The sequence below is a fragment of the Salipiger abyssi genome (assembly GCF_017311415.1).
Taxonomy (GTDB): domain Bacteria; phylum Pseudomonadota; class Alphaproteobacteria; order Rhodobacterales; family Rhodobacteraceae; genus Salipiger; species Salipiger abyssi_A.
The window spans coordinates 25,813-51,982 of record NZ_JAEKIS010000007.1; the positions used below are offsets into that span (position 1 = coordinate 25,813).

Genomic DNA, 26,170 nt, shown 5'->3' on the forward strand with positions numbered 1-26,170 from the left:
AACCGATTAGTTCAGTTTAGCCCTGACCGCTCTGCCGATCAAGCGCTTGTCGAAAATTGCGGCGATTGCGCCCGTGTGCCTGCCGGATCGGCCGGAGGTGATGCCTTGGCAGGCCCGGCGCGGGGCTGTAAGGAGGGGGCAAAGCAAGCGCAGCGAGGCCCCCTTGAGCGACACCGACAGTTTCATCGACGAAGTGACCGAAGAGGTCCGCCGTGACAGGCTTTTCGCGCTGCTCAAGCGCTATGGCTGGTTGGCGGTGCTGCTGGTTCTGGTGCTTGTGGGCGGGGCCGCCTGGCGCGAATATTCCGCCGCGCGCGACCGCGCGGCGGCGCAGGCACTGGGCGACGAGATTCTCGCGGCGCTCGATGCCGATGAGGCGCCGGCGCGGGTCGATGCACTGGCCGCGATCGACGCGCCGACACCCGGCGCCCAGGCGGTTCTGGCGATGCTGACCGCCGCCGAGGCCGGTCGTGCGGATGAAAGTGACGTTGCGGCACAGAGCCTGGAGGCGGTGGCCGCCAATGGCGACGTGCCCGAGATCTACCGCGAGATCGCCGGGTTCAAGGCGCTGAGTCGCCCCGAATCCGGGCTTTCGGTCGAGGAGCGCCGCGTCGGGCTCGAAGCGCTGGCGGTGCCGGGCAAGCCCCTGCGGCTGCTGGCGGAGGAACAGCTGGCGCTGATCGAGATCGAAGAGGGCGCGCGCGAGGACGCGGTGGCGCGGCTGCGGCGCATCATCGAGGATGCCGAGGCCAGCACGGGCTTGCGCCAGCGTGCGTCTCAGTTGATTGTGTCGCTGGGCGGCACGCTCGAGGCTGGGTAAACCGGTGCAAAGACGGCAGGAATGACGGGGGCAGGGCATTTGCGTATCACCACGATCACGGCGGGGCTGCTCGGGCTGACGGTGCTGTCGGCCTGCGAGGAGCCGGAGATCATTCTCTCCGGCGAACGCTACGGCACGCGCGAGGTGCTGCAAACCGAAGCGCCGGTCGAAGACGCCACGCCGGAAAACACCGCGCGCGCCATCGCGCTGCCGGCGGCAAGCCGCAACGCGGACTGGGCGCAGAGCCCGGTCTCGCCCTTTGCGCGGGTCGGCAACGCGGCGCTGGGCGCCTCGCTGCGCCAGGCCTTTGCGGTCAATATCGGCGCCGGCGACAGCCGCCGCGAGCGGCTCAATGTCGATCCGGTGGTCGCCGGCGGCCGCATCTTCACCATGGATGCCGAGCATACGCTCAGCGCGGTCAGCACCGCGGGCGAGATCCTCTGGCAGAAAAGCATGGTGCCCGAACGCGATGCGGCCAAGCAGGCGCAGGGCGGCGGGCTCGCCGCTGCCGGCGACCGGATCTATGTCGCCTCGGGCTTCGGCCGGCTGACCGCGCTCGACGCCGCCACGGGTCGGGAAATCTGGACACAGCGTCTCGGCGGCACCGCAACCGGCGCTCCGACCGTGTCGGGCGGGCTGGTCTATGTCACCTCGGGCGACAGCCGGGGCTGGGCGATCGAGGCCGAGGATGGCCGCATCCGCTGGCAGATCGACGGCATCGAGGACATCCACAACGTGGCCGGCGCGCCGCCGCCGGCGCTGAGCGAAGACAAGGTTATCTTTGCCTTTGGCAGCGGCGCGGTGCAGGCGGCCTTTCGGCAGGGCGGGCTGCGGCTTTGGAGCGCCGATGTGGCGGGCACGCGCAACGGCACGGCGCTGGCGTCGATCTCGGATATTACCGGGGCGCCGGTGATCTCCGGCGAGCGGGTCTTTGTCGGCAACCATTCCGGGCGCGTCGTGGGCTTCAACCTCGGTAGCGGCGAGCGGCTCTGGACGGCGCGCATGGGCGCGCGCGGGCCGGTCTGGCCTGCGGGCGACTCGGTGTTCTTTGTCTCCGACATGAACGCGCTGGTGCGGCTCGACGCCGCCACCGGCGAACAGATCTGGTCGGTGGACCTGCCGGGCTACGAGCCAGTGCGGCGTCCGCAGCGCAAGCGCGACAGCGCCTATGCGCATCACGGGCCGGTTCTGGCTGGCGGGCGTCTGGTGCTGGCCTCCTCGGACGGGCTGCTGCGCAGCTTCAACCCGGAGAACGGCGCGCTGCTCTCGGCCATCGAGATCCCGGGCGGTGCCACCACCGCGCCGGCGGTGGCGGGCGGCACACTCTATGTGGTGACCAAGAAGGGCCAGCTCGTCGCCTATCGCTGAGGCGCGGGCGATGCGTTCACGCCCCTTTCGCCGTGGCGACAAATGCGCTATCGGGGCGGCTTGTGATCAAGGACGCATGAGATGAGCTTTTCCCTCGCCATTGTGGGCCGCCCGAATGTGGGCAAATCCACGCTGTTCAACCGGCTGGTCGGCAAGCGCCTGGCGCTGGTCGACGACCAGCCCGGCGTGACCCGCGACCTGCGCGAGGGCGTGGGCCGGCTGGGCGATCTGCGCTTCACGGTGATCGACACGGCGGGGCTGGAAGAGGCCACCGACGAGAGCCTTCAGGGCCGCATGCGCAAGCTCACCGAGCGCGCGGTGGACATGGCCGATATCTGCCTCTTCATGATCGACGCGCGGGTGGGGGTCACCCCCACCGATGAGGTCTTTGCCGAGATCCTGCGCAAGCGCGCCAAACATGTGATCCTGGCGGCCAACAAGGCCGAGGGCTCCGCCGCCGATGCCGGCGTGCTGGAGGCCTATGCGCTGGGTCTGGGCGAGCCGCTGCGGCTTTCGGCAGAGCATGGCGAGGGCATGCCGGATCTATACGGCACCTTGCAGCCGCTGGCCGATGCCTTTGCCGAGCGCGCCGCCGAGGAGGCACCGGAGACCGATGTGAGCCTCGACGAAGAGGTCTCGGAAGAGGCCGATGAGGCGCTGCCCGAGATTACCGCTGCAAAACCCTTGCAGATCGCCGTCGTGGGCCGGCCCAATGCCGGGAAATCGACGCTGATCAACAAGATCCTCGGCGAGGAGCGGCTGCTGACCGGCCCCGAGGCGGGCATCACCCGCGACGCGATTTCGGTGCGGCTCGACTGGCAGGACGTGCCCATGCGGATCTTTGACACCGCCGGCATGCGCAAGCGCGCCAAGGTGCAGGAAAAGCTGGAGAAACTCTCGGTCTCGGACGGGCTGCGCGCGGTCAAGTTCGCCGAGGTCGTGGTGGTGCTGCTGGATGCGGCGATTCCCTTTGAGCAGCAGGATCTGCGCATCGCCGATCTCGCCGAGCGCGAGGGCCGCGCGGTGGTGGTTGCGGTGAACAAATGGGATGTGGAAGAGCACAAGCAGGAAAAGCTGCGCGATCTGAAAGAGGCCTTCGATCGGCTGCTGCCGCAGCTGCGCGGCGCGCCGCTGGTGACCGTCTCGGCGCGCACCGGGCGCGGGCTCGACCGGCTGCACGCGGCGGTTATCAAGGCGTGGGAGGTCTGGAACCGCCGGGTGCCCACCGGCCAGCTCAACCGCTGGCTGGAAGGAATGATCTCGTCGCACCCGCCGCCCGCGCCGCAGGGCCGGCGGATCAAGCTGCGCTACATGACCCAGGCCAAGACCCGTCCGCCGGGCTTCGTGGTGATGTGCTCGCATCCCGACAAGATCCCCGAAAGCTACACGCGTTATCTGGTCAACGGTCTGCGCGAGAGCTTCGACATGCCGGGCACGCCAATCCGGCTTTATATGCGCGGACAGGGGGACAAGAACCCCTATAAAGGCCGGCGCGAGAAGAACGCCGGGGCGCTGAAAAAGCATCTGGGCAAGCGCAAGGACTGAGCGGGGCATAGCGCTTCGTCTCAGGCATGGCGGGCACAGGTGGCTTTTGGCTTGTCTGCGGCAAGGTCTTCGAGAACCGCAATCGAGTGAGATCCGTCGCCGTCTTCGTATGGGGCCTGAACGGATATGCCGGCCACCGCGCTGATGCGAAAGCCGTTGCCGCTCGCAAACACCCTCATCCGCGAGCAAGGACAGGATGCGGTCGCCGAAACCATCTTGACCACAAGCGGGAGACTTGCCTCCAGCGCAAAGGACCGTTCACCTATTCCTAAGACAAAAACAGATCTGAAAATGCGGTTCCCTTGAATGCCCGCGCGCCTGGGACTTACGCATTGCTGATTTAGGGCAGCAGGAGATGGAACGCCCTCGTGAGTACCTCGCCGAGGAAGACATCCATGGTATTTGACGCGCGTTTCGCGAAGCCCGGACTGGCATGAAAATCGGGGTCCGCTGAGCGTTAGACCGCGTGGCCCTGCAACACCTCCAGCGTCACCACCTCCAGGGCGCGAAGATGCGTCGCCTCCAGCGCCACTTTCGGCGCGCATCCCTCGTCATGGGCCTGAAGGAACCGCATGGCGCAGAGACACCAGCGGTCGCCGGGCTTCAACCCGGGAAAGCGCAGGCCGGGGCGCGGGGTCGAGAGATCGTTGCCGACATAGGCCGAGAAGGCCAGGAACTCCGCCGTCATCACCGCGCAGACCGTGTGGCTGCCGTGATCCTCGGCACAGGTGTTGCAATGACCGTCGCGGAAAAAGCCGGTCAGCGGCTCTGTCGAACAGGGCGAGAGCGGCTCACCCAGCACATTGACGGCAGGCTCTTTTTCGATCATGGCGCGTCTCCTTGCGGGGCAGGGTGACAAAGAGCGGCGTGGCTGTCCAGAGCGGACAGCGGGGAGGTTTCTTGTGTGCGGGAGCGGTGGGCAGATTGCCCACCCTACTGGTCCCTGTGTGTGTCACACCGTCCCGTTCCGTAGGGTGGGCAATCTGCCCACCGTCCGTCTGTCACACCCGACGTCCGAAACCGCTCAACGGAACTTGTCCGCCAGTTTTTGCAGCGCCGAACGGGTGTCGGTCTCAGGCTCCGCTTCGGGCGCCGGGGCAGGGCTCCCGGCTGTCTCCGGCTTGGCGGGGTTCGGCGAGCGTGCCGGCGCCATGCGCCGCGCCACGGCGTTCTGAAAGCCGTTCTGATCGCCTCCTGCCAGCGCCGGGGCGCCGTCCGAGAGCCCGCGCAGCAGATCGTCGAGCCACTCCGCATCCGCCTTGGCGAAATCGTGCAGCACATAGGGTGCCACCAGATCCTTGCGCCCGGGATGCCCGATACCCAGCCGCACCCGCCGATAGGCCTCGCCGATATGCTGGTGGATCGAGCGCAGCCCGTTATGGCCGGCGTGCCCGCCGCCCAGCTTTACCCGGCATTTGCCCGGCGCCAGATCGAGCTCATCGTGGAACACCGTCACATCGCCCGGCTCCAGCTTGAAGAAGCGCATCGCCTCACCCACCGCCTGACCAGAGAGATTCATGAAGGTGCCGGGCTTCAGCAACAGCACCTTCTCGGAGCCGAGCCGCCCCTCGCTCACCTCGCCCTGAAACCGCGCGCGCCAGGGGCCGAAACCGTGATCCTCGGCGATCCGGTCGACGGCCATGAAACCGATATTATGGCGGTTGCCGGCATATTTGCCGCCGGGATTGCCAAGACCCACGAAAATCTGCACCGCGTTTCTCCGAGTTGCGCCGTCCTGTGCCTTAGATAGGGCGGGGAGGCGCGGTTTCACAACCCGTCCCGCGCCGCCTGCCGTCCGGCAAATGCAAAACGGCCCCGCCAGAGCTGGCAGGGCCGTCCGTCTTTCGGTGAAAAGCTGCGGAGGATTATTCCTCGGCGGCCTCTTCTTCATCCTCTTCGGCGTCGCCGGCGCGCAGGCCGCGCGGGGCCGAGATATTGGCGATGACGAAATCGCGGTCGATGGTCGGCTTGGCGCCTTTCGGCAGTTCCACATCCGAGATGTGGATCACGTCGCCGATATCCTTGCCCGCGAGGTCCACGGTGATGTGGTCCGGAATGTCGCCGGCCAGCACGTTCAGCTCGACTTCCTGACGCACGATGGTCAGCACGCCGCCCTTCTTGATGCCGGGCGCGGTGTCCGCGTTGAGGAAATCGACGTGGATGAAGAGGTTGATCCGGCTGGTGCGGCGCAGGCGCATCAGGTCGAAATGCGTCGGCAGGTCCTTGACCACGTCGCGCTGCACGTCGCGGCAGATCACCCGCACATCCTCGTGGCCATCGACCTTGAGGTTGAAGAGCGTCGACTTGAAGCGGCCTGCCTTCAGGCGCTTGAGCAGCTCGTTGAACGGAACCTGGATCGGCAGGGGCTCGCCCTCGCCGCCAAAAACGATCCCCGGAACCATGCCGTCGCGGCGGGCCTGACGAGCGGCGCCCTTGCCTGTCCCCGTCCGTTCCAGGGCTACGAGATCAGGAATCTCACCAGCCATCTTGATATCTCCATAAATAAGGGCAGGGTGCCTCCAAGGCTGTCACCCCGCGTAAGAGCCGCTCCGATAGACCGGATCGCGCAAAGTCTCAACCTTTTTTTGCCGTGCGGCCGGATCAATCGCTCTGGACCCTCCCGTGCGGCCATGGCAGGCGGGCGGCATGGGTTTGAAACGCGATCTTCTGGCCAGCCGTGCGCCGGCGGCGGCGTTTGCGGCGATGGGGCTGTACTGGGGCGGATTCGCCGCGCTGGTGCCGGACCTGAAGCCGCAGGCGCAACTCTCGGACGAAGGGTTCGGTCTGGCCATGCTGATCGCGGCGGTCGGCGCGGTGATGGCGATGTGGCTGGCGCCGCTGGCCGAGCGCCGGCTGGGCCGGCGCGCGCTGCCGGTGCTGATGCTGGTGATGATCGCGACCTTCCTGCTGCCGGGAGTCTCCTACGACTGGCTGGGTTTCACCATCGCCATGACGCTGGCAGCGGGGGCGGTGGGCGTGCTCGATGTGGTGATGAACGCGCAGGTCTCGGCCATCGAGCAGAGTCATGGCCGCTCGCTGATGAACCTCAATCACGGAATCTATTCGCTGGTCTATGCCGCTTCGGCGGTGGGCACCGGTCTGGCGCGAGAGGCCGGCGCCGGCCCGCTCACCGTCTTTTCCTGCCTTGCGGCGATTGCCCTGGGGCTGACGGTCGTCTCCTTCCGCGCGCCGCTTCTGAGGTCGGGCGATGCCCCGGGGGCCACCGGTCGCGCGCCGGGCTGGGCGCTGATCCTGCCCGGGGGCATCGTCATTCTCATCGGCTTTCTGGCGGAACAGGCGACCGAAGGCTGGTCGGCGCTGTATCTGGAGCGCAATCTCGGCGCGGGCGCCGCCGCCGGCTCCGTCGGCCCGGCGCTGCTGGGGTTGACCATGGGGGCGGGGCGGCTCTTTGCGCAATCGCTGGCGCAGCGCTTTTCCGAGCCCTCGGTGATCCGCGCCGGCGCCGCCATTGCCGCGCTCGGCGCAGCCCTTGCCGCCTTCGCACCGGCGCTCTGGCTGGCCTATGCGGGTTTTGCCATCCTGGGGCTCGGCGGTTCGGTGATCGTGCCCATGGCCTTCGCCTTCGTCGGGGCGCGCGTCGCCGCCGACCGGCGCGCCCAGGCGATCTCGCGGCTCTCGGTGATCGGCTATGCCGGTTTCTTCCTCGGCCCGCCGATGATGGGCGGGCTGTCCGGGCAGTTCGGCCTGAACGCCGCCTTCGCCGCGGTGGCGCTGATCCTCGCGCTGATCCCGCTGGCGCTGGTGCCGCTCATGCGCCGCACCCTGAGGCCCTGACCCGGCCCGCGTGTTTCCATTGGCCTGAAATATCCCGGGGGAGGCGCCGCGCAGGCGGCGGCGGGGGCAGCGCCCCCGTGCCCCTCCGGCGATATCACTCTTCCCAGTCGCCGGAAAATCCTTTCGGAATCATGAGGATGTCGCGGTCGACCCCGGTGATGTCCGTGCGCCCGCAAAGCGCCATGGAGGTGTCGAGCTCCTTGTGGATCACCCGCAGCGCCTCCGAGACGCCCGCCTCGCCCATGGCGCCCAGCCCGTAGATATAGGCGCGCCCGGCCCAGCAGCCCTTGGCGCCCATCGCCACCGCCTTGAGCACGTCCTGGCCCGAGCGGATGCCGCTGTCGAGATGCACCTCGATCCTGTCGCCCACCGCATCGAGGATCGGTGTCAGCGCCCGGATCGAGCTCAGTGCGCCGTCGAGCTGCCGCCCGCCGTGGTTGCTGACCACGATGGCATCGGCGCCGACATTGCAGGCCTCCAGCGCGTCGCGTGGATCCATGATGCCCTTGATGATCAGCGGGCCGTCCCACATCTTGCGGAACTGCCGGATCCGGTCCCAGTCGAGCGCCTGGTCGAAGCTTTCGGCGGTCCAGTTGGTCAGGCTGGAGGCGTCGGTCACCCCCTTGGCATGGCCGACGATATTGCCGAAGAAGCGCCGCTTCGTTTGCAGCATCTCCAGCCCCCAAGGGATCTTGGTCATCAGATTGGCGATGGATTTCGGCGTCAGCTTGGGCGGGGCCGAAAGCCCGTTCTTGATGTCCTTGTGACGTTGACCGAGCAGCTGAAGATCCACCGTGATCACCGCCGCCGAGCATCTGGCATCCTTCGCGCGGTCGAAGAGCCGCTGCATGTAATCGTCGTCCTTGATGGTATAGACCTGCATCCAGAACGGCTTGCTGGTGTTCTCCGCCACATCCTCGATCGAACAGATCGACATCGTGGAGAGACAGTAGGGCACGCCGAACTTTTCCGCCGCGCGGGCGGCGAGGATCTCGCCATCGGCATGCTGCATGCCGGTCATCCCCACCGGCGCCAGCGCCAGCGGCATCGCCGCATCCTGCCCGATCATCTGGGTTTTCGTGCTGCGCCCGGTCATGTCGATGGCGACGCGCTGGCGCAGATAGATCTCGTCGAAATCCGAGACGTTCTCGCGGAAGGTCTGCTCGCTCCAGCTGCCGGATTCGCAGTAATCGTAGAACATCTTGGGCACGCGCCGCCGGTAGAGGCGTTTGAGATCCTCGATTTCCGTGATCACGGGCATGGCGCGGTCCTTTCTGGATGAGCGGTCAGGTTTTGTTACCAATTGCGACGATCCCGCGCAATCGCCGAGGCTGGACATTCCCGGCCTCGCGGGCGCAACTGGCGCGGCGATACGGATTTTCAAAGCGGTTCGAGGGCAAGCGATGATCCTGATGGGGTTTCTGGCCAGTCTCGGTGCGGGGCTGATGACGGCGGTGGGCGCGCTGGCGGTGCTGTTCGGACGCGAGATCTCGCGGCGCACCAATGACATGATGCTGGGGTTTGCGGCGGGGGTGATGATCTCGGCTTCGTTCTTCTCGCTGATCCTGCCGGGGATCGAGCGGGGCGAGGTCTATTACGGCTCGACGCTGGCCGCGGCGCTGGCGGCGGGGCTGGGCATCGCGCTCGGGGCGCTGGTGGTGTCGCAGATCAACCGGTGGGTGCCGCATGAGCATTTTGTGACCGGCCCCGAAGGTGCCGATCCGGGCGCGCTGTCAAAGCTCTGGCTGTTCATTCTCGCGATCACCATCCACAATTTTCCCGAAGGCATGGCGGTGGGAATCGGCTTTGGTGGCGGCGATGTCACCAACGGCATGTCGCTGGCCACGGGGATCGGCTTGCAGAACGCGCCGGAGGGTCTGGCGGTGGCGGTGGCGCTGCGCGGGCAGGGCTACGGGCGGCTGCGCAGCGTCTGGATCGCCACGCTGACCGGGCTGGTGGAGCCTGTGGGCGGGCTCATCGGCGTCGCCGGTGTGACCGTCTCGGTCTATGTGCTGCCGGTGGGGCTGACTTTTGCCGCGGGCGCGATGCTTTATATCATCAGCCACGAGATCATTCCCGAGACCCACCGTCATGGCCATCAGAACCGCGCCACCACCGGGCTGATTGCCGGGCTCATCCTGATGATGCTGCTCGACGTGACGCTGGGCTGAGGCGAGGAGAGGCCGCAAGGGCTCGACGAGCGGCGGCGCTCCTCCGCCCTTGCGGGCGTCCTCGCCGTTTCCTTTGCATCCTGTCTCTGCTATACGCGCGACCCGTAACAAAGGAGTCGGGCCATGGCCTACAAGGTGTTCATCGACGGCGAAGCCGGAACCACGGGATTGCAGATCCGCGAGCGTCTCGACGCGCGCGCAGATATCGCGCTGGTACAGGTCGCCCCGGAACGCCGAAAGGATCCGGGCGCGCGCTCCGAGGCGCTGGCCGAGGCCGATGTCGCCATTCTCTGCCTGCCCGACGACGCGGCGCGCGAGACCGTGGCGCTGGCCGAGCCGCATGGCACGCGGATCATCGACGCCTCCACCGCCCACCGCGTGGCCGAGGGCTGGGTTTTCGGCTTTGCCGAGATGGCGAAAGGTCAGCGCGAGGCGATTGCGTCGGCGCGGCATGTGTCGAACCCCGGCTGCTGGTCGACCTGCGCCATCGCGCTGATCCGGCCGCTGGTCGAGGCGGGGCTGATCGTCCCCGGCGCGGCGCCGGCGATTTCCGGCGTCTCGGGCTATACCGGCGGCGGCAAATCGATGATCGCCGAGTTCGAGAGCGGCGAGATGCAGGGCGGCTTTCTCTACGGCGTGAGCCAGGCGCATAAGCACCTGCCGGAGATTGCCAAACACGGGCTGCTGGACGCGGCGCCGGTCTTTGTGCCGTCGGTCGGGGATTACGCTCAGGGCATGGCGGTGGCGGTGCAGTTGCCGGGTCTCGGTGCCGAGGGCTTTGCGGCGGCGGAGGCGGCGCTGCGCGCGGCCTATGCCGGCGAGCGCTTCGTCTCGGTGGTCGATCCCTCGGTGCATGAGCCACGTGTGATGCCGCAGCGGCTCAACGGCACCAACCGGCTGGAGCTGTCGGTGCATGGCAATGCGCAGACCGGCGCGGCGGTGCTGGTGGCGGTGCTCGACAATCTCGGCAAGGGCGCGTCGGGCGCTGCGGTGCAGAACCTCAATATCATGCTGGGCGTCGATGAGGGCGCCGGGCTGGAGGGCGGTGCCGCGGCGGCGGCCGAATAGGCGCGCAGACGTCGCGAGACAAAGGAAACGGCGCGCCCGGTCGGACCGGCGCGCCGTTTTGCGTATTTGCAAAGAGAAGAAGACAGGGGCGCGGCGCCCCTGCCGGATGTCAGGCGCGGTGGGCGCCGTCGGCCAGGGATTTCACGAAGGCCAGCACCTCGGAGGCGGGTTTGCCCTCGGCCTGCGCCGCGACGATGGCCGAGCCCACGACGCAGCCATCGGCGACGCTTGCGATGCTTTCGGCGCTTTCCGGCGTGCGGATGCCGAAGCCCACGATCACCGGCAGATCGGTCTTCGCCTTGATCCGCGCCACTTCGGGGCCGACATCGGCGGCCTCGGCGGCGGCGGCGCCGGTGATGCCGGTGATCGAGACGTAATAGACGAAGCCGGAGGTGTTTTGCAGCACCTTGGGCAGGCGCTTGTCGTCGGTGGTGGGGGTGGCGAGGCGGATGAAGTTCATCCCCGCCGCCTGCGCCGGAATGCAGAGCTCTTCGTCCTCCTCGGGTGGCAGGTCGACCACGATCAGCCCGTCGATGCCGGCGGCTTTTGCATCGGCGAGGAAGGTCTCGACGCCGCGATTGTAGATCGGGTTGTAATAGCCCATCAGCACGATGGGAGTGGTGTCGTCCGTCTCGCGGAAGGCGCGCACCATCTCCAGCGTGCGCTCCAGCGTCTGGCCCGCCTCCAGCGCGCGCTGGCCGGCGAGCTGGATCGTCGGGCCGTCGGCCATCGGATCGGTGAAGGGCTGGCCGAGCTCGATCACATCCACCCCGGCGCCAGGCAGACCTTTGACCAGCTCGAGCGAGTTGTCGTAGTCGGGGTCGCCCGCCATGACATAGGCGACAAAGGCCTTCTTCCCTTCGGCTTTCAGCGCGGCGAATTTGGCGTCGATGCGAGTCATCTCTGTCCTTCCCTGACAATCGCAGCCGGTCTGCCGGAACGGAGGGGGAAAATCAATGCTTCGTGAGCGCGGCTGCCGCCCGGCGCCTGGGCGGGGTGGCGCGGAAGCGGTCATCTGGCCGGAATGCGGCGCCGTCCAGGGGCGATTCCTTGACACCCGTCAAGGCGCTGCGGTCTGCTCTTTGATAGGCTGGTCCAAGATCAGCCAGGAAAGGACGTGCATGACCGAAACGCCGACGCCCCCCGCAGAGACCGAGACCGCCACCGCCGCCACGCCCGCGCCCAACGGGGCCGCCGGCGCGCCGCGCGCGCGCCGTCATGCGCCGACGCCCGACGAGATCCGCCGCGCCTTCGAGACCGGGGAATACCCTTACGAGACCAAGCTGTCGCGCCGCAGCTACGAGCGGCAGAAGGCGCAGCTTCAGGCCGAGCTGCTGAAGGCGCAGCTCTGGATTCAGGAGACCGGGCAGAAATTCGTGCTGCTCTTCGAGGGGCGCGACGCTGCCGGCAAGGGCGGCACCATCAAGCGCTTTACCGAACATCTCAATCCGCGCCATGCTCGCGTGGTGGCGCTGAACAAGCCCAGCGACGTGGAAAAGGGGCAGTGGTATTTCCAGCGCTATATCGAGCATCTGCCCACCGCGGGCGAGATCGTGCTCTATGACCGGTCGTGGTACAATCGCGCCGGGGTCGAGCGGGTCATGGGGTTCTGCGAGCCCAACGATTATCTGGAATTCATGCGCCAGACCCCCGATCTCGAACGGATGTTCGTGCGCTCGGGGGTTCGGCTCTACAAATACTGGTTCTCGGTTACCCAGGACGAGCAGAAGCGCCGCTTCAAGAGTCGCGAGACCGATCCGCTGAAACAGTGGAAGCTCTCGCCCATCGACAAGGCCAGCCTTGACCGCTGGGACGATTACACCGAGGCCAAGGAGGCGATGTTCTTTTACACCGATACCGCCGATGCGCCCTGGGTGGTGGTGAAGTCCAACGACAAGAAGCGGGCGCGGCTCGATTGCATGCGGCATTTCCTGTCGACGCTGGATTACCCGGGCAAGGACCGCAAGATCGCCACGCCGCCCGATCCGCTGATCGTCGGCGGGGCCGGCCATGTGATCCACCGTTCCGACCATATCCTCGGCACCGCGCTGCATCCGAGCGCGCGGCACGTCTCGGGCTGAGGGCGCGCCGGCGCGCGGCTCAAAGATGCGCGCCGAGCCAATCCTGGAGCGGCGCCAGCCGGTCGAAGGCGGAAAGGAGCGCTTTGGCTGGGTCGGGGCTCAGCGAATCGAAAAGATCGTCGCGCCAGAGTACGCAGCCGGTCCGGCGCAGCAGTGGCGCCTGCGGGTGATCCGGCGTGAAGGGCGGCGGCACCTCGGCCAGTGCCGGCGGGTCGAGGCGCGCACCGATCCCTTCCAGATGCGCGGCGAGATCGACGCCGGCGGGGCCGGTGACGGCGGCGCGCCAGCGCGCGGTCTGCTCGGCATCGAAGCGCATCATCCCGGCACCGGCGGTGGCATAGTCGGGCGACAGGCCGAAATACCAGCCGCGCCCGTCGGGCGCCGACCAGGCGGCGTGAAGATGGGTGAGATAGGGGCTCTTGTCTTCGGAAAAGCGGATATCGCGATGCAGCCGGAAAAGCTTTGATCGCACCGGCACGCCCGAGCGCGCGGCCAGCGCCGCTGCAACACCGGTCAGAATATGCTCGGCGGGTCGTTTGACGTCGGTATCGTAGCGGCGCTTGTTGCTGCGAAACCAAGCGTGGTCGTTATTGCTCGACAGGTCTTGCAGAAACTGCCGTGCGCGGAGCGCAAAAGCCTGCACCTCACTCTGCGCGCACATCGCGCAACTCTGAAAGGACTCGTCCATACATCGCGCAAAGATAGCACGATCCCGCCGAGCCTGTCCGCGCGCGTTCTTGTAAAGCGCTGCGCGGGCGGCTAATTCCATCGCATGACCCGGTGGTTTGCCTGCTTTCTCATCCTCTTGACCGCCGCGCAGGCGCAGGCGCATCCGCATGTTTTCGTCGATACCGCCCTGCGGGTCGAGATCGACGAGGCGGGCCGGGCGACGGGGATCGAGGTGAGCTGGTCCTATGACGATTTCTTCACGCTGCTGATCTTCGAGGATATGGGGCTCGACCCCGATGGCGACGCGGAGCTGACCGAGACGGAGCTGGCGGCGCTTCAGGGCTTCGACCTGGACAACTGGCCCGAGGATTTCGAAGGCGATCTCTACGTCTATGCGGGCGAGCGAAAGCTGCCGCTGGGCACGCCGGAGCCGCGCGGCGTGCGGGTCGAGAACGGGCGGATCGTCTCGGCGCATTACCGCCCGCTGCCCGAGCCGCCCGCCGCCGACGGGCTGCGGATCCTGCAATACGATCCCACTTATTACGTGGCCTACGAGGTGACGCGCGGCGTGGAGCTGCCCGCGCCCTGCTGGGCCGAGGTGACAAAGCCCGATCTCGATGCCGCCGCCGAGGCGATGAAACAGGAACTTGCGAGAGTGCCGGAGGATGCGTTCGAGGTGATGGAGGTGGGCGATCTCTATGCCGACCGGGTGACGATCTCATGCGATCCCTCCTCCTGATCGCGGCGGCGGCGGTCGCCGCGCTGGCGGTCTGGCTCTGGGGTTTCGGCGGCGCCGGCTGGCTGGCGCGGGTCGCGGCGGAGGGTCAGCGCGAGGCGCAGGTCGCCATGGCGGGCGGGCTGAGGGCGCTGCGCGCCGGCGAGGGCGGGGCGCTCTGGGGCCTGCTTGGGCTCTGCTTTGCCTACGGGTTCTTTCACGCGGCGGGGCCGGGTCATGGCAAGCTGTTGATCGGCGGCTATGGCGTCGGGCGCCGGGTGCCGCTCATGCGCCTCTCGGCACTGGCGCTGGTGTCGAGCCTGGCGCAGGCCGCGGCGGCCGTGGCGCTGGTCTATGCCGGGGTCTGGGCGCTGGGCTGGGGCCGCGCGCAGATGGCCGATGCCGCCGAGGACTGGTTCGCGCCGGCGAGCTATGCCGCCATCGGGCTCATTGGCCTGTGGCTGCTGCTGCGCGGGCTGCGGCGGCTCTGGGCCGGGGCGGGGCGGGGTCACCATGAGCATACTCACGCGCATGGCGAGGTCTGCGCGAGCTGCGGCCATGCGCATGGGCCGAGTCTGGAGCAGGCGGAACAGGTGCACTCGCTGCGCGATGCGCTGCTGCTGGTCGGGGCGATTGCCATCCGGCCCTGCACCGGCGCGCTGTTCCTGCTGATCCTGACCTGGCGCATGGGGATCGACTATGCGGGCATTCTGGGGGCTTTCGCCATGGGGCTGGGGACGGCCTCGGTCACCGTGGCGGTGGCGCTGGCCTCGGTCACCCTGCGCGAAGGCGCGCTGTCGCGGCTTGCGGCGGGGGCCGGTGCGCCGCGCGTGATGGGCGCGATCGAGGCGCTGGCCGGCGCGGTGATCGCGGTTCTGGCGATGCAGTTCGTGTTGCGGGCGATCTGAAAGACCTGCGTTAAGTTCCCCCGCGCCGTTGGCCCGGAACGAGCTCGAAGGTCGGCTCTCACATATCGTAGAGCGATGTGTTGCCGGCAGGCATTTGCAGGAGAACGCGTAGAGGCGGAGCCAGCGTCATGCCAGAGGCATGACCCGTCCCGTCGCACCAGAGGTGCGCTGAGCATAATTTGCACGCCTTTGGCGGGACGGGCCGCCGCCGGGCCCGGCTTTGGTTGCACTTGAGACCAGGTCCGCTATCGGCAGGACACCGCCGCCCAAAGCCCGCTTTCCGGAACGCTACGGCACCCTGCGCGCCCGCCCCTTGCCGCAGCCTGTCGCGATCTCTAAAGCCGCTAACATGACCCGTCAGCAACCCTATATCGCCCATGCCAGGGCCATTCTGCTGCTCGGCCTGCCGCTGATCGGCGGGCAGATCGCGCAGATGCTCATCAGCCTCACCGATACGGTGATGATGGGCTGGTACGGCGTGCCCGAACTGGCGGCGCTGACGCTGGCCAATACGCTCTTCATGACGCTGTTTCTCGTCGGTTCCTGCTTTGCCTGGGCGGTGATGCCCATGGTCGCCTCCTTCGCGGCCTCCGGCGACGAGCGCCAGATCCGCCGCGTCACCCGCATGGGGCTGTGGCTGTCGCTGGCGGTCTTCGCTGTCTGCCTGCCGGCGCTGTGGTTTTCCGCGCCGCTGCTGCGGATGCTGGGGCAGGCGCCGCAGGTGGCGCAGGACGCGCAGGGCTATCTGCGCATCGCCGGTTGGGGACTGGCCTTCGCGCTCGGCGTCATGGTGCTCAAGAGCTATCTCGCCGCACTCGAACACACCCGCGTGGTGTTCTGGATCACCGTCATGGCGGCGGTGGCCAATGCCATCGCCAATTATGCGCTGATCTTCGGCAACTGGGGCGCGCCCGAGCTGGGGATTCGCGGCGGCGCCATCGCCTCGCTGGTCTCGCATGGCGTGTCGCTCGTAGGGGTGGTGATCTATGCCCGGGTGAAGCTGCCGCAATACCCGCTCTGGCAGCGCTTCTGGCGCCCGGATACCGAGATGCTGCGCGATGTCTTCGCGCTCGGCTGGCCCATCGGGCTCACCACGCTGGCCGAGGTTGGGCTGTTTGCCGCCTCGGCGCTGCTCATTGGGCTGCTCGGGACCGCGCCGCTTGCGGCGCATGGCATCGCGCTCCAGATTTCGGCGATCACCTTCATGGTACATCTGGGCCTTGCCAATGTCGCGACCGTGCGTGCCGGGCAGGCGCGGGGTCGCGGCGACACCGGCTTTCTGGTGCGCGATGCCCATACGGTCTTTGCGCTCTCGGTGGCGGCGGTGGTGGTCACCGTGGTGGTCTTCCTGACACTGCCCGAGCTGCTGGTCGGTGTGTTCCTTTCACCTACCGACCCCGACCGCGACATCATCCTCGCCATCGGCGTGGCACTGTTGATGGTGGCGGCGCTGTTCCAGCTTGTGGACGCGTTGCAGGTGGTGACGCTGGGCCTGCTGCGCGGCCTTCAGGACACCCGCGTGCCCATGGTCTTCGCCAGCTTCGCCTATTGGGGCCTGGGCCTGCCCGCCGCCTGGGGGCTGGGCATCGTGGCCGAGCTCGGTGCTGTCGGCGTGTGGTTCGGGCTGGTGACCGGTCTCGGCGCCGCCGCCGTGTTGCTGCAATACCGCTTCTGGGTGCGTGCGGTGCCCGCGCTTAGGCTTGCACGCGGCGCGGCGCGCGACTAGACACGCCGCGTCCGTCCGCCGCTTACAGGGAGCATTAGCATGGGATTTCGCATGGGGATCGTGGGTCTGCCCAACGTGGGCAAGTCGACCCTGTTCAACGCGCTGACCAAGACCGCCGCGGCACAGGCGGCGAACTTCCCGTTCTGCACCATCGAGCCCAATGTGGGCGAGGTGGCGGTGCCCGACGCGCGGCTCGACAAGCTGGCAGAGATCGCCAAGTCTCAGAGCATCATTCCCACCCGCATGACCTTTGTCGATATCGCGGGTCTGGTGAAGGGCGCCTCCAAGGGCGAGGGTCTCGGCAACCAGTTCCTCGCCAACATCCGCGAGACCGACGCCATCGCCCATGTGCTGCGCTGTTTCGAGGACGATGACGTTACCCATGTGGACGGCCGCGTCGATCCGGTGAGCGATGCCGAGACCATCGAGACCGAACTGATCATCGCCGATATGGAATCGCTGGAAAAGCGGCTCCAGAACATCACCCGCAAGGTGCGCGGCGGCGACAAGGAGGCGGTCCAGCAGGAGCGGCTGATGAAGGCCGCGCTGGCGATGCTGGAAGAGGGCAAGCCCGCGCGTCTGGTCGAGGTCGATGCCGAGGACATGAAGCAGTGGAAGATGCTGCAACTGCTGAGCTCCAAGCCGGTGCTCTATGTCTGCAATGTCGACGAGGACGAGGCTGCCACCGGCAATGCGCTTTCCGCCAAGGTGGCCGAGATGGCCGCCGCGCAGGGCAATGCGCATGTGGTGATCTCCGCCAAGATCGAGGAGGAAATCAGCCAGCTCGACGCCGAGGAGGCCGAAATGTTCCTCGCCGAGCTGGGGCTGGAAGAGGCCGGGCTCGACCGGCTGATCCGCGCCGGCTACGAGCTGCTGCACCTTGAGACCTATTTCACCGTCGGTCCCAAGGAGGCGCGCGCCTGGACGATCCGCACCGGCACGCAGGCGCCGCAGGCGGCGGGTGTGATCCATGGCGATTTCGAAAAGGGCTTCATCCGCGCCGAGACCATCGCATTCGACGATTTCGTTGCCTGCGGCGGCGAGCAGGGCGCCAAGGAAGCCGGCAAGATGCGCGCCGAGGGCAAGACCTACACGGTCAAGGACGGCGACGTCCTGCATTTCCTCTTCAACACCTGAGCCCGCGCCGGGGTGGGGCCCGGGGAGGGGCTTTGCCCCTCACCGGCCAGCGGTTCGCGAGGAGGACGGTCATGCGCATCTCGGCCAATCTGGGCTTTCTCTACAGCGATCTGCCGCTGCCCGCCCGCATCCGCGCCGCCGCGCGCGACGGGTTCGATGCGGTCGAGTGCCATTTCCCCTATGACATCCCCGCAGCGGCGCTGCGTGCCGCGCTGAATGAGACCGGGCTTGAGATGCTGGCGCTGAACACCGCGCCGGGCGATCTGGCGGCGGGAGAGTTCGGCCTGGCCGCGCTGCCGGGGCGCCGCGATGACGCGCGCGCGGCGGTGGCGCAGGCGGTGGCCTATGGGGCAGAGATCGGCGCCGCGCATGTGCATGTGATGGCCGGGCGCAGCGGCGGCGGCGATGGGGCGGAAGCGGCGTTTCGCGAGACGCTGGCCCATGCCTGCGATCTCGCCGCCGCGCAGGGCATGGGCGTGCTCATCGAGCCGATCAACCGGCGCGACGTTCCGGGCTATCACCTGCACAGCGTCGAGCAGGCCGCCGAAACCGTGGTGGCGCTGGGGCGGGACAATCTCCGCATCATATTCGACTGTTATCACGCGCAGATCGAAGGCGGCGACCTGATCCGTCGCTTTGAGGCGCATCTGCCGCTGATCGGACATGTGCAGATCGCCGCCGTGCCGGACCGGGGCGAACCGGATGGCGGAGAGATCTGCTACGAGCGGCTGTTGCCGGCCTTCCGCGCAGCGGGCTATCGCAGTGCCGTCGGGGCGGAATACCGCCCGCGCGGCGGCGATACGCGGGCCGGGCTCGGATGGCTGCCCCGTCTGCGCGCGGCGCTGGCCGCCGTCTAGATCGCCGACGGAAGCATTTTCCCCGGGTTTAGAATGCCTTGCGGATCGAAGCTCATCTTGATCCGCCGCATCCAGTCGAGCGCCGCGCCATGCTCGGCATCCATGTATTTCTGCTTGCCCAGCCCGATGCCGTGCTCGCCGGTCACCGTGCCGCCCAGCCGCAAAGCCGCCTCGGCCAGCGCGCCCGAAAAGGCCAGAACCTGCGCCACCTGATCGGTATCCTTTGGATCGAAACGCAGCCCGCAATGGAAATTGCCGTCGCCCACATGGCCGACGATGGTGCAGATCAGCCCGCGCGCGCTGGCCTCCTGCCGGGCCAGCGCCACGGCCTCGGCCAGCCGCGAGATCGGCACGCAGACATCGGTGGAATAGGTGCGCTTGCCGGCGCCGGGATCGAGCGCGCCGATGGCCGGCAGCGCGCCATGGCGCAGCGCCCAGAGCGCGCTGCGCGCCTCGGTGGTCGCCGCCTCCTGCCAGCCTTCGGCGCCCGCCTCCGCCGCCAGCTCGCGAAACCCCGCCACCTGCTCGGCCAGCGCAGCCGGCCCGCCGTGAAATTCCACGAACAGATGCGGGCGCTCGGGCAGGCCGGTGCCCGCATGCAGGTTGAAGCCGCGCACCATCATCTCGTCCACCAGCTCGATCCGCGCCATCGGGATACCGCTCTGGATCGTCGCGATGACGCAATCCACCGCCGCCGTCACATCGCCGAAATGACAGGTCGCCGCCGCCACCGCCTCGGGCTGGCCATGCAGCTTCAGCGTCAGCTCGGTGATCAGCCCCAGCGTGCCCTCGGAGCCCACCAGTAGATGCGTCAGATCGTAGCCGGCAGAGGATTTCCGCGCCGCGCTGCCGGTGCGGATGATGCTGCCATCGGCCATGACCGCCTCCAGCGCCAGCACGTTCTCGCGCATGGTGCCGTAGCGCACGGCGGTGGTGCCGCTGGCCCGCGTCGCCGCCATGCCGCCGAGGCTGGCGTCGGCGCCGGGATCGACCGGAAAGAACAGCCCCGTGGCACGCAGCGCGTCATTGAGCTGTTTGCGTGTCACACCGGGCTGCACGGTGACGTTCATGTCCTCGGGGTGGATCGCCAGAATCCGGTTCATCCGCGAGAAATCGAGGCTGATGCCGCCGTCCACCGCCAGATGCTGCCCTTCCAGCGAGGTGCCGGTGCCGAAACCCGTCACCGGAATCCCGTCCGCCGCGCAGGCGCGCAGGATCTGCGCCACCTCTTCCGCGGTTTCGGGATAGGCCACCGCATCGGGCAGCGCCTCGTCGTAATGCGCTTCGTTTCCGGCATGTTGCCGGCGCGCGGCGAGGCCGGTGGCAAAGCGTGCGCCGAGCAGGTGGTCGAGGGTGTCAAAGGCGGTCATGGGATCTCCGGGGCGCCGGGAAGGCGCTTGCAATCGCTATATCAGCCGGGGAAGGTGAGGCAAATGTCGCCCCGGACGCCAGTGAGCGCCGGGGCGGTGAGGGAGCAAGGGGGAGAGCCATGAGGCAGAGTATCGTGATCACCGGCGCGGGCAGCGGCATCGGTCGGGCGACCGCGCGGGCCTTTCTCGACGCGGGCTGGCGTGTGGCGCTGGTCGGGCGCCGCGAGGCGCCGCTGCGCGAGACCGCGAATGGCGATCCGAACGCGCTGATCCTGCCCTTCGACGTTTCCGACCCGCAGGCGGTCGAGGCGGGGTTCGACCGCGCCGTCGAAAGCTGGGGGCGGATTGACGCGTTGTTTAACAATGCCGGCATCTTCCTCAAGGGCGCCCCCATCGACGAAATCCCGGTGGAGGACTGGCTGGCGCTCTCCTCGGTCAATATCACCGGCATGTTCCTCTGCGCCCGCGCCGCCTTTGCCCGGATGCGCCGACAGGATCCGCAGGGCGGGCGGATTATCAACAACGGCTCGATCTCGGCGCATGTGCCGCGCTGGGGCTCGTCGCCCTATACGACCTCGAAACACGCGATCACCGGGCTCACCCGGTCGCTGAGCCTCGACGGGCGGGCTTTCAACATCGCCTGCGGCCAGGTGGATGTGGGCAATGCGCTGACCGATATGGCGGCGCCGATGGCGCAGGGGGTGCCGCAGGCCAATGGCGAGATCGCCGCCGAGCCGCTTATGGACGCGGCACATGTGGCCTCGACCGTGCTGCATATGGCGACGCTGCCGCTCGACGCCAATGTGCAGTTCGTGACGGTGATGGCCACCGCGATGCCCTACATCGGCCGGGGCTGAAGAACCGCAGAAGGAGACCTGAGATGAAACTGCTACGAGTGGGCGCGCGCGGCGCGGAAGTGCCGGCACTGCTGGACGATGGCGGCCAGGTTCGCGATCTCTCCGGCACCGTGCCGGATTTCGCCGGGCAGGGCGTATCGCTGGAGGCGCTGGCGGAGATCCGGGCGCTCGACGCCTCGGCACTGCCGGTGATCGCGCCGGAGACGCGGATCGGTGCCTGCCTCGCCTCGGTGCCGAATTTCCACTGCATCGGGCTGAACTATACGGCCCATGCCGCCGAGACCGGGGCCAAACCGCCGAAGGAGCCGATTCTCTTCTCAAAGGCCAGTTCGGCACTGTCCGGCCCGAACGACCCGGTGGTGTTGCCGGTGGGTTCGGAGAAATCCGACTGGGAGGTGGAGCTGGGCGTGGTCATCGGCCGCCGCTGCGAGCGCGTTTCGGAGGCGGAGGCGCTTGCCCATGTGGCGGGCTATTGCACCGTCAACGACCTGTCGGAGCGCGCCTGGCAGATGGAGCATGGCGGCCAGTGGATCAAGGGCAAGTCGGCCCCGGGCTTTGGCCCCTGCGGCCCTTGGCTGGTGACTGCCGACGAGGTGCCCGACCCGCAGGCGCTGGCCTTGTCGCTGGATCTGAACGGCACGCGGGTGCAGGAGAGCGACACCTCCGACATGATCTTTGGCGTGGCGGAGATCATTTCCTATATGAGCCGCTTCATGACGCTGCTGCCCGGCGATCTCATCGCCACCGGCACGCCCTCGGGCGTGGGGCTCGGCATGAAGCCGCCGCGCTTCCTGCGCCCGGGCGACACTCTGGCGCTGCGGGTCGAAGGATTGGGCGAGCAGAATCAGAATGTCGTTGCGGCAGAGTGAGCGTAACAGGGCAGCGCCACGGGGGGGACGCCGAAAAAGCCGCGAGCGATTTTTGAAGAAAGGACCGTGTGAAGGTGGAGATAAATCCGTATGGCTGGCATCCGTTTCCAGCTTCCCGAATTCGCGGATTTTTACCTAAACATTTTCTTTAAAATGTTAAATTCGCATACGCCTCTTGCGCTCCGCCGTCTTTCGCGCCCCAACCGGCTTAAAGCGCGGAAGGCTCTCGGGCAAAATCCTTACTGACCGCGCGCGGATTTCTTCCCCCCCGGATCGTCATCGAGATCTGCGCCGCAATCGCTCGGTCGTCAAACCTGGTTGCCGGTCGATCCTATGCTGTATCGCCTCCGCTCGTGTCGCTGACGGGGCCATGGCCATGAGCGGGGCGCAAACTTCCCCCGCCGCTATTCTGTCAACAGGCGGTGGCTTGATCGCATCGTGAAAGGGAATAGCTTTTCCTCATCCAAGCAAGGATGGGTCATGACACAAAAGCTGCCGCCCCGCATCGAGCCCGCGACTGAGCCTCTGGGCATGCTGGCAAGCCTCCGGGCCGCCCGCAGCAACGTGCTGCGGATCATTCCGGCCATCGCTTATACCCAGCCTATTGTCACCGGCACCACGGGGCACGCCCGCTGGCACATGGTGCAGGGCCCCGAAGGCATGAAGCGGCTGTTTCTCGACAATGTCGAAAACTACCCGAAATCCGAAGTCATGCTGCGCATGCTGCGCCCGGCGGTGGGCGACAGCCTGTTCACCTCCGAGGGCGCGCAATGGCGCTGGCAGCGCCGCGCCATCGCGCCGGTCTTTGCCGCCCGCAATGTCGAGGCGCTGGCGCCGATGATGACCGCCACCGCCGAACGCGCCTGCGAGCGGCTCGCGCGTGCCGACAGCGCCGAGATGGTCACCGAAATGCTCTCGGCCACCTTCGATGTGATCTGCGACGTGGCGCTCTCGGGGCGCGAACATTTCGATGCCGAGACCTATGGCGAGGCCATCACCCGCTATTTCCTCACCGTCGGCCGCGCCTCGCTGCTGGATTTCCTGGAGGTGCCGCATTGGGTGCCGCGCCCGGCCGAGCTTTTCGGGCGCGGTGCGGTCAAGACCATGCACAGCATGGTGGCCCGCGCCATCGAGGCGCGGCGGCGCGAGGCGACGGGCGGGGCCGACGATCTGCTCGATCACATGCTCGCCGCGCGCGATCCGGAAAGCGGGCGGACCATGTCGCCGCGCGATCTGCTCCACAACATGCAGTTCTTCATCGTGGCGGGTCACGAGACGACGGCGCTGTCGCTGGCCTGGGCGCTCTACCTGCTGGCTCATGATCCGCCGGCGCAAGATCGCGCGCGGGAAGAGGCGCGGGGAGTATTGCAGGGCGGCCCCTGCGGTCACGAGGCGCTCGACCGCATGCCCGGCATCACCGCGATCCTCGACGAGACCATGCGGCTTTACCCGCCGGTGGGGATGCTGGCGCGCAATGTGCGCGAGGCCGATACGCTCTACGACCGCGAGATCCGTCCGCGCGAGACGATTTTCGTGAACACCTGGGCGCTGCACCGGCATCAGACATATTGGGAGAGGCCGGACGCGTTCGACCCGATGCGCTTTGCTCCGGACCAGCAGAGAGACCGCTACCTGCATCTGCCCTTCGGCGCCGGGCCACGGATCTGCGTGGGGGCGAACTTTGCCATGATGCAGGCGGGGATCATCCTGGCCACGCTGCTATCGCGCTACCGCTTCTTGCCGAAGGGGCCGCGCCCCGAGCCCGTCATGCACATGACCGTGCGCCCCGATCCCGGCGTCATGCTGGAGGTCGCGCCGCTCTGAAGGCGGACCGGCAGGCCGCTTGAAAGGCAAGGGCAGGGCGCGCACCTCCTCAGCCCACTGCCGCAGGCGCGCCCAGGGCGACGAGGCAGATCTCACCGTCCCAGACCTCCGCCAGCCGCGCGGCGGCGGTCCAGGAGCGTTGACCTGAGCGGCAGCAGAGCACGGCGCGCTGGCCCGAGGCGGGCAGCGGTCCGCCGGGGCCGAAGGCCGCTACCGGAAGGCGCAGCGCTGCCGGGCAGACCAGCGGGGCCTCGTCTTCGGCACGCAGATCCACCACGAAATCGCCGGCGCGGATTTCCGAGGCTGCCAGAAAGGCCGGGCGGCGCGCGGGTTCCGGCGCGTCGGAGAAGCGGAATCCTCCGAAACGCAGGCTGCCGCCATCGACGGTGACGAGCTGACCGAGTGGCGAGGGCGCGATCCCGGCCAGAAGTGCCAGCGCCATCTGCGCCTGAAGCGCGCCGACGATCCCCACCACCGGGCCGAGCACGCCGTCTGTATCGCAGGAGCCCAGATGTTGTGGCAGATCCGGAAAAACCGCCCGCAGGCTTGGGGCGCCGCCGCAGAAGACCCCGGCATAGCCATCGAGCCCGATCACGGAGGCGCTGACGAGCGGTTGCGTGTTGCTGTGACAGATGTCCGACAGGATGTAGCTTGCGGCGAAGCTGTCGGCGCAATCGAGCACCAGATCCATCCCGGCGCAGAGCGTGCCCGCATTGGCCGGATCGAGCGCGGCAACCACCGGCTCGACGCGGCACTCGGCGTTAAGCGCGGAGATCGCTCCGGCGGCGCACCGGGCTTTGGGAACGCCGATATCAGCCGCGCGGAAAAGCGTTTGACGGTGCAGGTTGGTCTCTTCCACCACGTCGGGATCGGCCAGCCGGATATGCCCGACACCGGCGCCTCCGAGATATTGCAGCACCGGCGCGGCGAGCCCGCCCGCGCCGACGACCAGAACGTGCGCATCGCGCAGACGGGCCTGCCCCTCGGCGCCGAATGCGGGTACTGCGATCTGGCGGGCGTAGCGGCTCATCGCGTGGCCCCGATCCAGTCTCTGACACGCGCTTCGGGGTCGGCGTTCAGAGTGATGTCGGTGACGACCGACACGATATCGGCCCCGGCGGCAAAGGCGCTTGCGGCGCGCGCGACGCTCAGCCCGCCGATGGCGACAAGGGGGATCTCGCCGATCAGCGCTTTCCATTCGGTGACGCGGTCGAGCCCCTGCTGTTCCCATTTCATCTTTTTGAGGATCGTCGGCCAGACCGGCCCGAGCGCCACATAATCCGGCGCCAGCGACAGCGCCCGGTCCAGCTCGTCCCGGTCATGGGTGCTGATGCCGAGTTTCAGACCGGCCCGGCGGATCGCGGGCAGGTCGGCGTCGTCGAGATCTTCCTGCCCCAGATGCAGCCAATCGCAGCCCGCGTCGATGGCGATCTGCCAGTGATCATTCACAACCAGCACCGCGCCATGCGCGCGGGCCAAAGCCTGCGCCCGCACCACCGCGCGCCGCAGCTCCGGCTCGGGCCTGTCCTTGATGCGCAGCTGCACCAGCTTCACGCCCAGCGGCAGCATGCGTTCCAGCCAGTCGGCGCCGTCGAAAATCGGATAGAAACGATCCAGCGTCATGACAGGAAGGCTTTCCCGATCACCGGCGTGGAGGGGGCGGCCATGTCGCGCGGCTCCATCGGGTCGGCCTCGAAGGCCAGCCGTCCGGCCTCGACCGCGCGGGCAAAGCCCTCGGCCATCGCCGCCGGATCGCCCGCCTTTGCGACGGCGGTGTTCAGCAGCACCGCGTCATATCCCATCTCCATCGCCATGGCGGCCTGGCTGGGCAGCCCGAGCCCGGCATCGACGACCATCGGCACATCGGGGAACTGCGCGCGCAGGGTGCGCAGCCCGTAGATGTTGGTGAGCCCCAGCCCGGTGCCGATGGGCGCGCCCCAGGGCATCAGCACCTCGCAGCCCGCATTCAGCAGGCGGTCGGCCAGCACCACATCCTCGGTGGTGTAGGGGAAGACCTGGAACCCTTCTTCGGTGAGGATCCGCGCCGCCTCCACCAGCGCGAAGGGATCGGGCTGGAGCGTGTCGGTATGGCCGATCACTTCCAGCTTGATCCAGGATGTGCCGAAAAGCTCGCGTGCCATCTGCGCCGTCGTGACCGCCTCGCGCACCGAATGACACCCGGCGGTGTTGGGCAGAAGTGACACGCCCAGCTCACGCACCAGATCCCAGAAGGCAGCGCCGGCCTTTTCGCCACCCGCCTCGCGCCGCACGGAGACAGTGGCGATCCCGGCGCCGGAGCGGCGGAAAGCCTCGGCCAGCACGGCGGGCGAGGGATATTGCGCGGTGCCCAGCATCAGTCGCGAGGCGATCTCTGTTCCGTAAAACCGCAT

Annotated in this window: 25 protein-coding genes; 15 read left to right on the top strand and 10 right to left on the bottom strand. The window is 67.6% G+C overall.

The annotated features are described in order from the left end of the window. The first annotated feature begins 163 nt into the window (after positions 1-163). The 3 genes from I6N89_RS11190 (at position 164) to der (ending at position 3,733) form a co-directional block, all read left to right on the top strand. Complete coding sequence (locus I6N89_RS11190; RefSeq protein WP_207018532.1) at positions 164-820, top strand: hypothetical protein; 657 nt, start codon at positions 164-166, stop codon at positions 818-820. Positions 821-841: 21 nt separating this feature from the next. After that, positions 842-2,188, top strand: coding sequence for a PQQ-like beta-propeller repeat protein (locus tag I6N89_RS11195; RefSeq protein ID WP_236016567.1), 1,347 nt, complete (start codon positions 842-844; stop codon positions 2,186-2,188). 81 nt (positions 2,189-2,269) lie between these two features. Next, a complete protein-coding gene (gene der, locus I6N89_RS11200) occupies positions 2,270-3,733 on the top strand; it encodes a ribosome biogenesis GTPase Der (protein ID WP_207018533.1) in 1,464 nt (487 codons plus the stop codon). 457 nt (positions 3,734-4,190) lie between these two features. Here der and I6N89_RS11205 read toward each other — a convergent pair whose 3' ends face one another. The 3 genes from I6N89_RS11205 to I6N89_RS11215 all read right to left on the bottom strand — a co-directional run bounded on the left by I6N89_RS11205 (position 4,191) and on the right by I6N89_RS11215 (position 6,219). Further along, on the bottom strand, positions 4,191-4,562 hold the full coding sequence (locus I6N89_RS11205) for a DUF2237 family protein (protein WP_207018534.1): 372 nt from the start codon (positions 4,560-4,562) through the stop codon (positions 4,191-4,193). Between the two features lie 195 nt (positions 4,563-4,757). After that, entirely contained in the window at positions 4,758-5,444 is a 687-nt protein-coding gene (pth, locus tag I6N89_RS11210) for an aminoacyl-tRNA hydrolase (RefSeq protein ID WP_207018535.1), read from the bottom strand. Between the two features lie 154 nt (positions 5,445-5,598). Further along, positions 5,599-6,219, bottom strand: coding sequence for a 50S ribosomal protein L25/general stress protein Ctc (locus tag I6N89_RS11215; protein WP_076703258.1), 621 nt, complete (start codon positions 6,217-6,219; stop codon positions 5,599-5,601). Between the two features lie 160 nt (positions 6,220-6,379). On the opposite strand from I6N89_RS11215, the gene I6N89_RS11220 reads away from it, so the two are divergent. Then, a complete protein-coding gene (locus I6N89_RS11220) occupies positions 6,380-7,528 on the top strand; it encodes an MFS transporter (protein WP_207018536.1) in 1,149 nt (382 codons plus the stop codon). Positions 7,529-7,622: 94 nt separating this feature from the next. Here the strand turns inward: I6N89_RS11220 and I6N89_RS11225 are convergent, their stop codons facing one another. Then, positions 7,623-8,789 (bottom strand): alpha-hydroxy acid oxidase, encoded by a 1,167-nt coding sequence (locus tag I6N89_RS11225; RefSeq protein ID WP_207018537.1) that lies wholly within the window; start codon positions 8,787-8,789, stop codon positions 7,623-7,625. A 142-nt stretch (positions 8,790-8,931) separates the two neighbouring features. On the opposite strand from I6N89_RS11225, the gene I6N89_RS11230 reads away from it, so the two are divergent. Both I6N89_RS11230 and argC read left to right on the top strand, forming a co-directional pair. Then, complete coding sequence (locus I6N89_RS11230; RefSeq protein ID WP_207018538.1) at positions 8,932-9,699, top strand: ZIP family metal transporter; 768 nt, start codon at positions 8,932-8,934, stop codon at positions 9,697-9,699. A gap of 123 nt (positions 9,700-9,822) precedes the next feature. Beyond that, positions 9,823-10,767 (top strand): N-acetyl-gamma-glutamyl-phosphate reductase, encoded by a 945-nt coding sequence (gene argC, locus I6N89_RS11235; RefSeq protein WP_207018539.1) that lies wholly within the window; start codon positions 9,823-9,825, stop codon positions 10,765-10,767. A gap of 109 nt (positions 10,768-10,876) precedes the next feature. Here the strand turns inward: argC and trpA are convergent, their stop codons facing one another. Then, positions 10,877-11,668: a tryptophan synthase subunit alpha gene (trpA, locus tag I6N89_RS11240; RefSeq protein ID WP_207018540.1), complete on the bottom strand. Its 792-nt coding sequence runs from the start codon at positions 11,666-11,668 to the stop codon at positions 10,877-10,879. A 220-nt stretch (positions 11,669-11,888) separates the two neighbouring features. Here trpA and ppk2 point away from each other — a divergent pair, with 220 nt between their 5' ends. Further along, the gene (gene ppk2, locus I6N89_RS11245) at positions 11,889-12,848 is read left to right on the top strand and encodes a polyphosphate kinase 2 (protein WP_207018541.1); all 960 of its coding nucleotides are present in this window, start codon (positions 11,889-11,891) and stop codon (positions 12,846-12,848) included. A 19-nt stretch (positions 12,849-12,867) separates the two neighbouring features. On the opposite strand, the gene I6N89_RS11250 is transcribed toward ppk2, so the two are convergent. Then, positions 12,868-13,509, bottom strand: coding sequence for a TIGR02453 family protein (locus I6N89_RS11250; RefSeq protein WP_207018542.1), 642 nt, complete (start codon positions 13,507-13,509; stop codon positions 12,868-12,870). 111 nt (positions 13,510-13,620) lie between these two features. On the opposite strand from I6N89_RS11250, the gene I6N89_RS11255 reads away from it, so the two are divergent. From I6N89_RS11255 to I6N89_RS11275, 5 genes are all read left to right on the top strand, one after another. Then, positions 13,621-14,256 (top strand): DUF1007 family protein, encoded by a 636-nt coding sequence (locus tag I6N89_RS11255; RefSeq protein WP_207018543.1) that lies wholly within the window; start codon positions 13,621-13,623, stop codon positions 14,254-14,256. After that, positions 14,238-15,140, top strand: coding sequence for a nickel/cobalt transporter (locus I6N89_RS11260; protein WP_207018544.1), 903 nt, complete (start codon positions 14,238-14,240; stop codon positions 15,138-15,140). The genes I6N89_RS11255 and I6N89_RS11260 overlap by 19 nt, the downstream gene beginning before the upstream one ends. Before the next feature lie 349 nt (positions 15,141-15,489). Continuing rightward, positions 15,490-16,866, top strand: a complete 1,377-nt coding sequence (locus tag I6N89_RS11265; protein WP_207018545.1) for an MATE family efflux transporter — start codon at positions 15,490-15,492, stop codon at positions 16,864-16,866. Positions 16,867-16,905: 39 nt separating this feature from the next. Further along, positions 16,906-18,003, top strand: coding sequence for a redox-regulated ATPase YchF (gene ychF / locus I6N89_RS11270; RefSeq protein ID WP_207018546.1), 1,098 nt, complete (start codon positions 16,906-16,908; stop codon positions 18,001-18,003). A 71-nt stretch (positions 18,004-18,074) separates the two neighbouring features. Then, on the top strand, positions 18,075-18,860 hold the full coding sequence (locus I6N89_RS11275; RefSeq protein ID WP_207018547.1) for a hydroxypyruvate isomerase family protein: 786 nt from the start codon (positions 18,075-18,077) through the stop codon (positions 18,858-18,860). Here I6N89_RS11275 and I6N89_RS11280 read toward each other — a convergent pair. Next, positions 18,857-20,230 (bottom strand): FAD-binding oxidoreductase, encoded by a 1,374-nt coding sequence (locus I6N89_RS11280; protein ID WP_207018548.1) that lies wholly within the window; start codon positions 20,228-20,230, stop codon positions 18,857-18,859. The two genes, I6N89_RS11275 and I6N89_RS11280, sit on opposite strands and share 4 nt — an antisense overlap. A gap of 119 nt (positions 20,231-20,349) precedes the next feature. On the opposite strand from I6N89_RS11280, the gene I6N89_RS11285 reads away from it, so the two are divergent. The 3 genes from I6N89_RS11285 (at position 20,350) to I6N89_RS11295 (ending at position 23,780) form a co-directional block, all read left to right on the top strand. Beyond that, positions 20,350-21,087 carry an SDR family oxidoreductase gene (locus tag I6N89_RS11285; RefSeq protein WP_207018549.1) on the top strand — a complete coding sequence of 246 codons (738 nt, stop codon included), beginning with the start codon at positions 20,350-20,352 and terminating at the stop codon, positions 21,085-21,087. Between the two features lie 23 nt (positions 21,088-21,110). Next, positions 21,111-21,956: a fumarylacetoacetate hydrolase family protein gene (locus tag I6N89_RS11290; protein ID WP_207018550.1), complete on the top strand. Its 846-nt coding sequence runs from the start codon at positions 21,111-21,113 to the stop codon at positions 21,954-21,956. A gap of 480 nt (positions 21,957-22,436) precedes the next feature. Next, complete coding sequence (locus tag I6N89_RS11295; protein WP_207018551.1) at positions 22,437-23,780, top strand: cytochrome P450; 1,344 nt, start codon at positions 22,437-22,439, stop codon at positions 23,778-23,780. A 49-nt stretch (positions 23,781-23,829) separates the two neighbouring features. On the opposite strand, the gene I6N89_RS11300 is transcribed toward I6N89_RS11295, so the two are convergent. From I6N89_RS11300 to I6N89_RS11310, 3 genes are read right to left on the bottom strand one after another with little or no spacing between them, the layout of a single operon-like run. Then, positions 23,830-24,810: a HesA/MoeB/ThiF family protein gene (locus tag I6N89_RS11300; RefSeq protein ID WP_207018552.1), complete on the bottom strand. Its 981-nt coding sequence runs from the start codon at positions 24,808-24,810 to the stop codon at positions 23,830-23,832. Next, positions 24,807-25,403 carry a thiamine phosphate synthase gene (locus I6N89_RS11305; RefSeq protein WP_207018553.1) on the bottom strand — a complete coding sequence of 199 codons (597 nt, stop codon included), beginning with the start codon at positions 25,401-25,403 and terminating at the stop codon, positions 24,807-24,809. The genes I6N89_RS11300 and I6N89_RS11305 overlap by 4 nt, the downstream gene beginning before the upstream one ends. Beyond that, positions 25,400-26,170 (bottom strand): thiazole synthase, encoded by a 771-nt coding sequence (locus I6N89_RS11310; RefSeq protein WP_207018554.1) that lies wholly within the window; start codon positions 26,168-26,170, stop codon positions 25,400-25,402. Before I6N89_RS11310 ends, I6N89_RS11305 begins: the two co-directional genes overlap by 4 nt.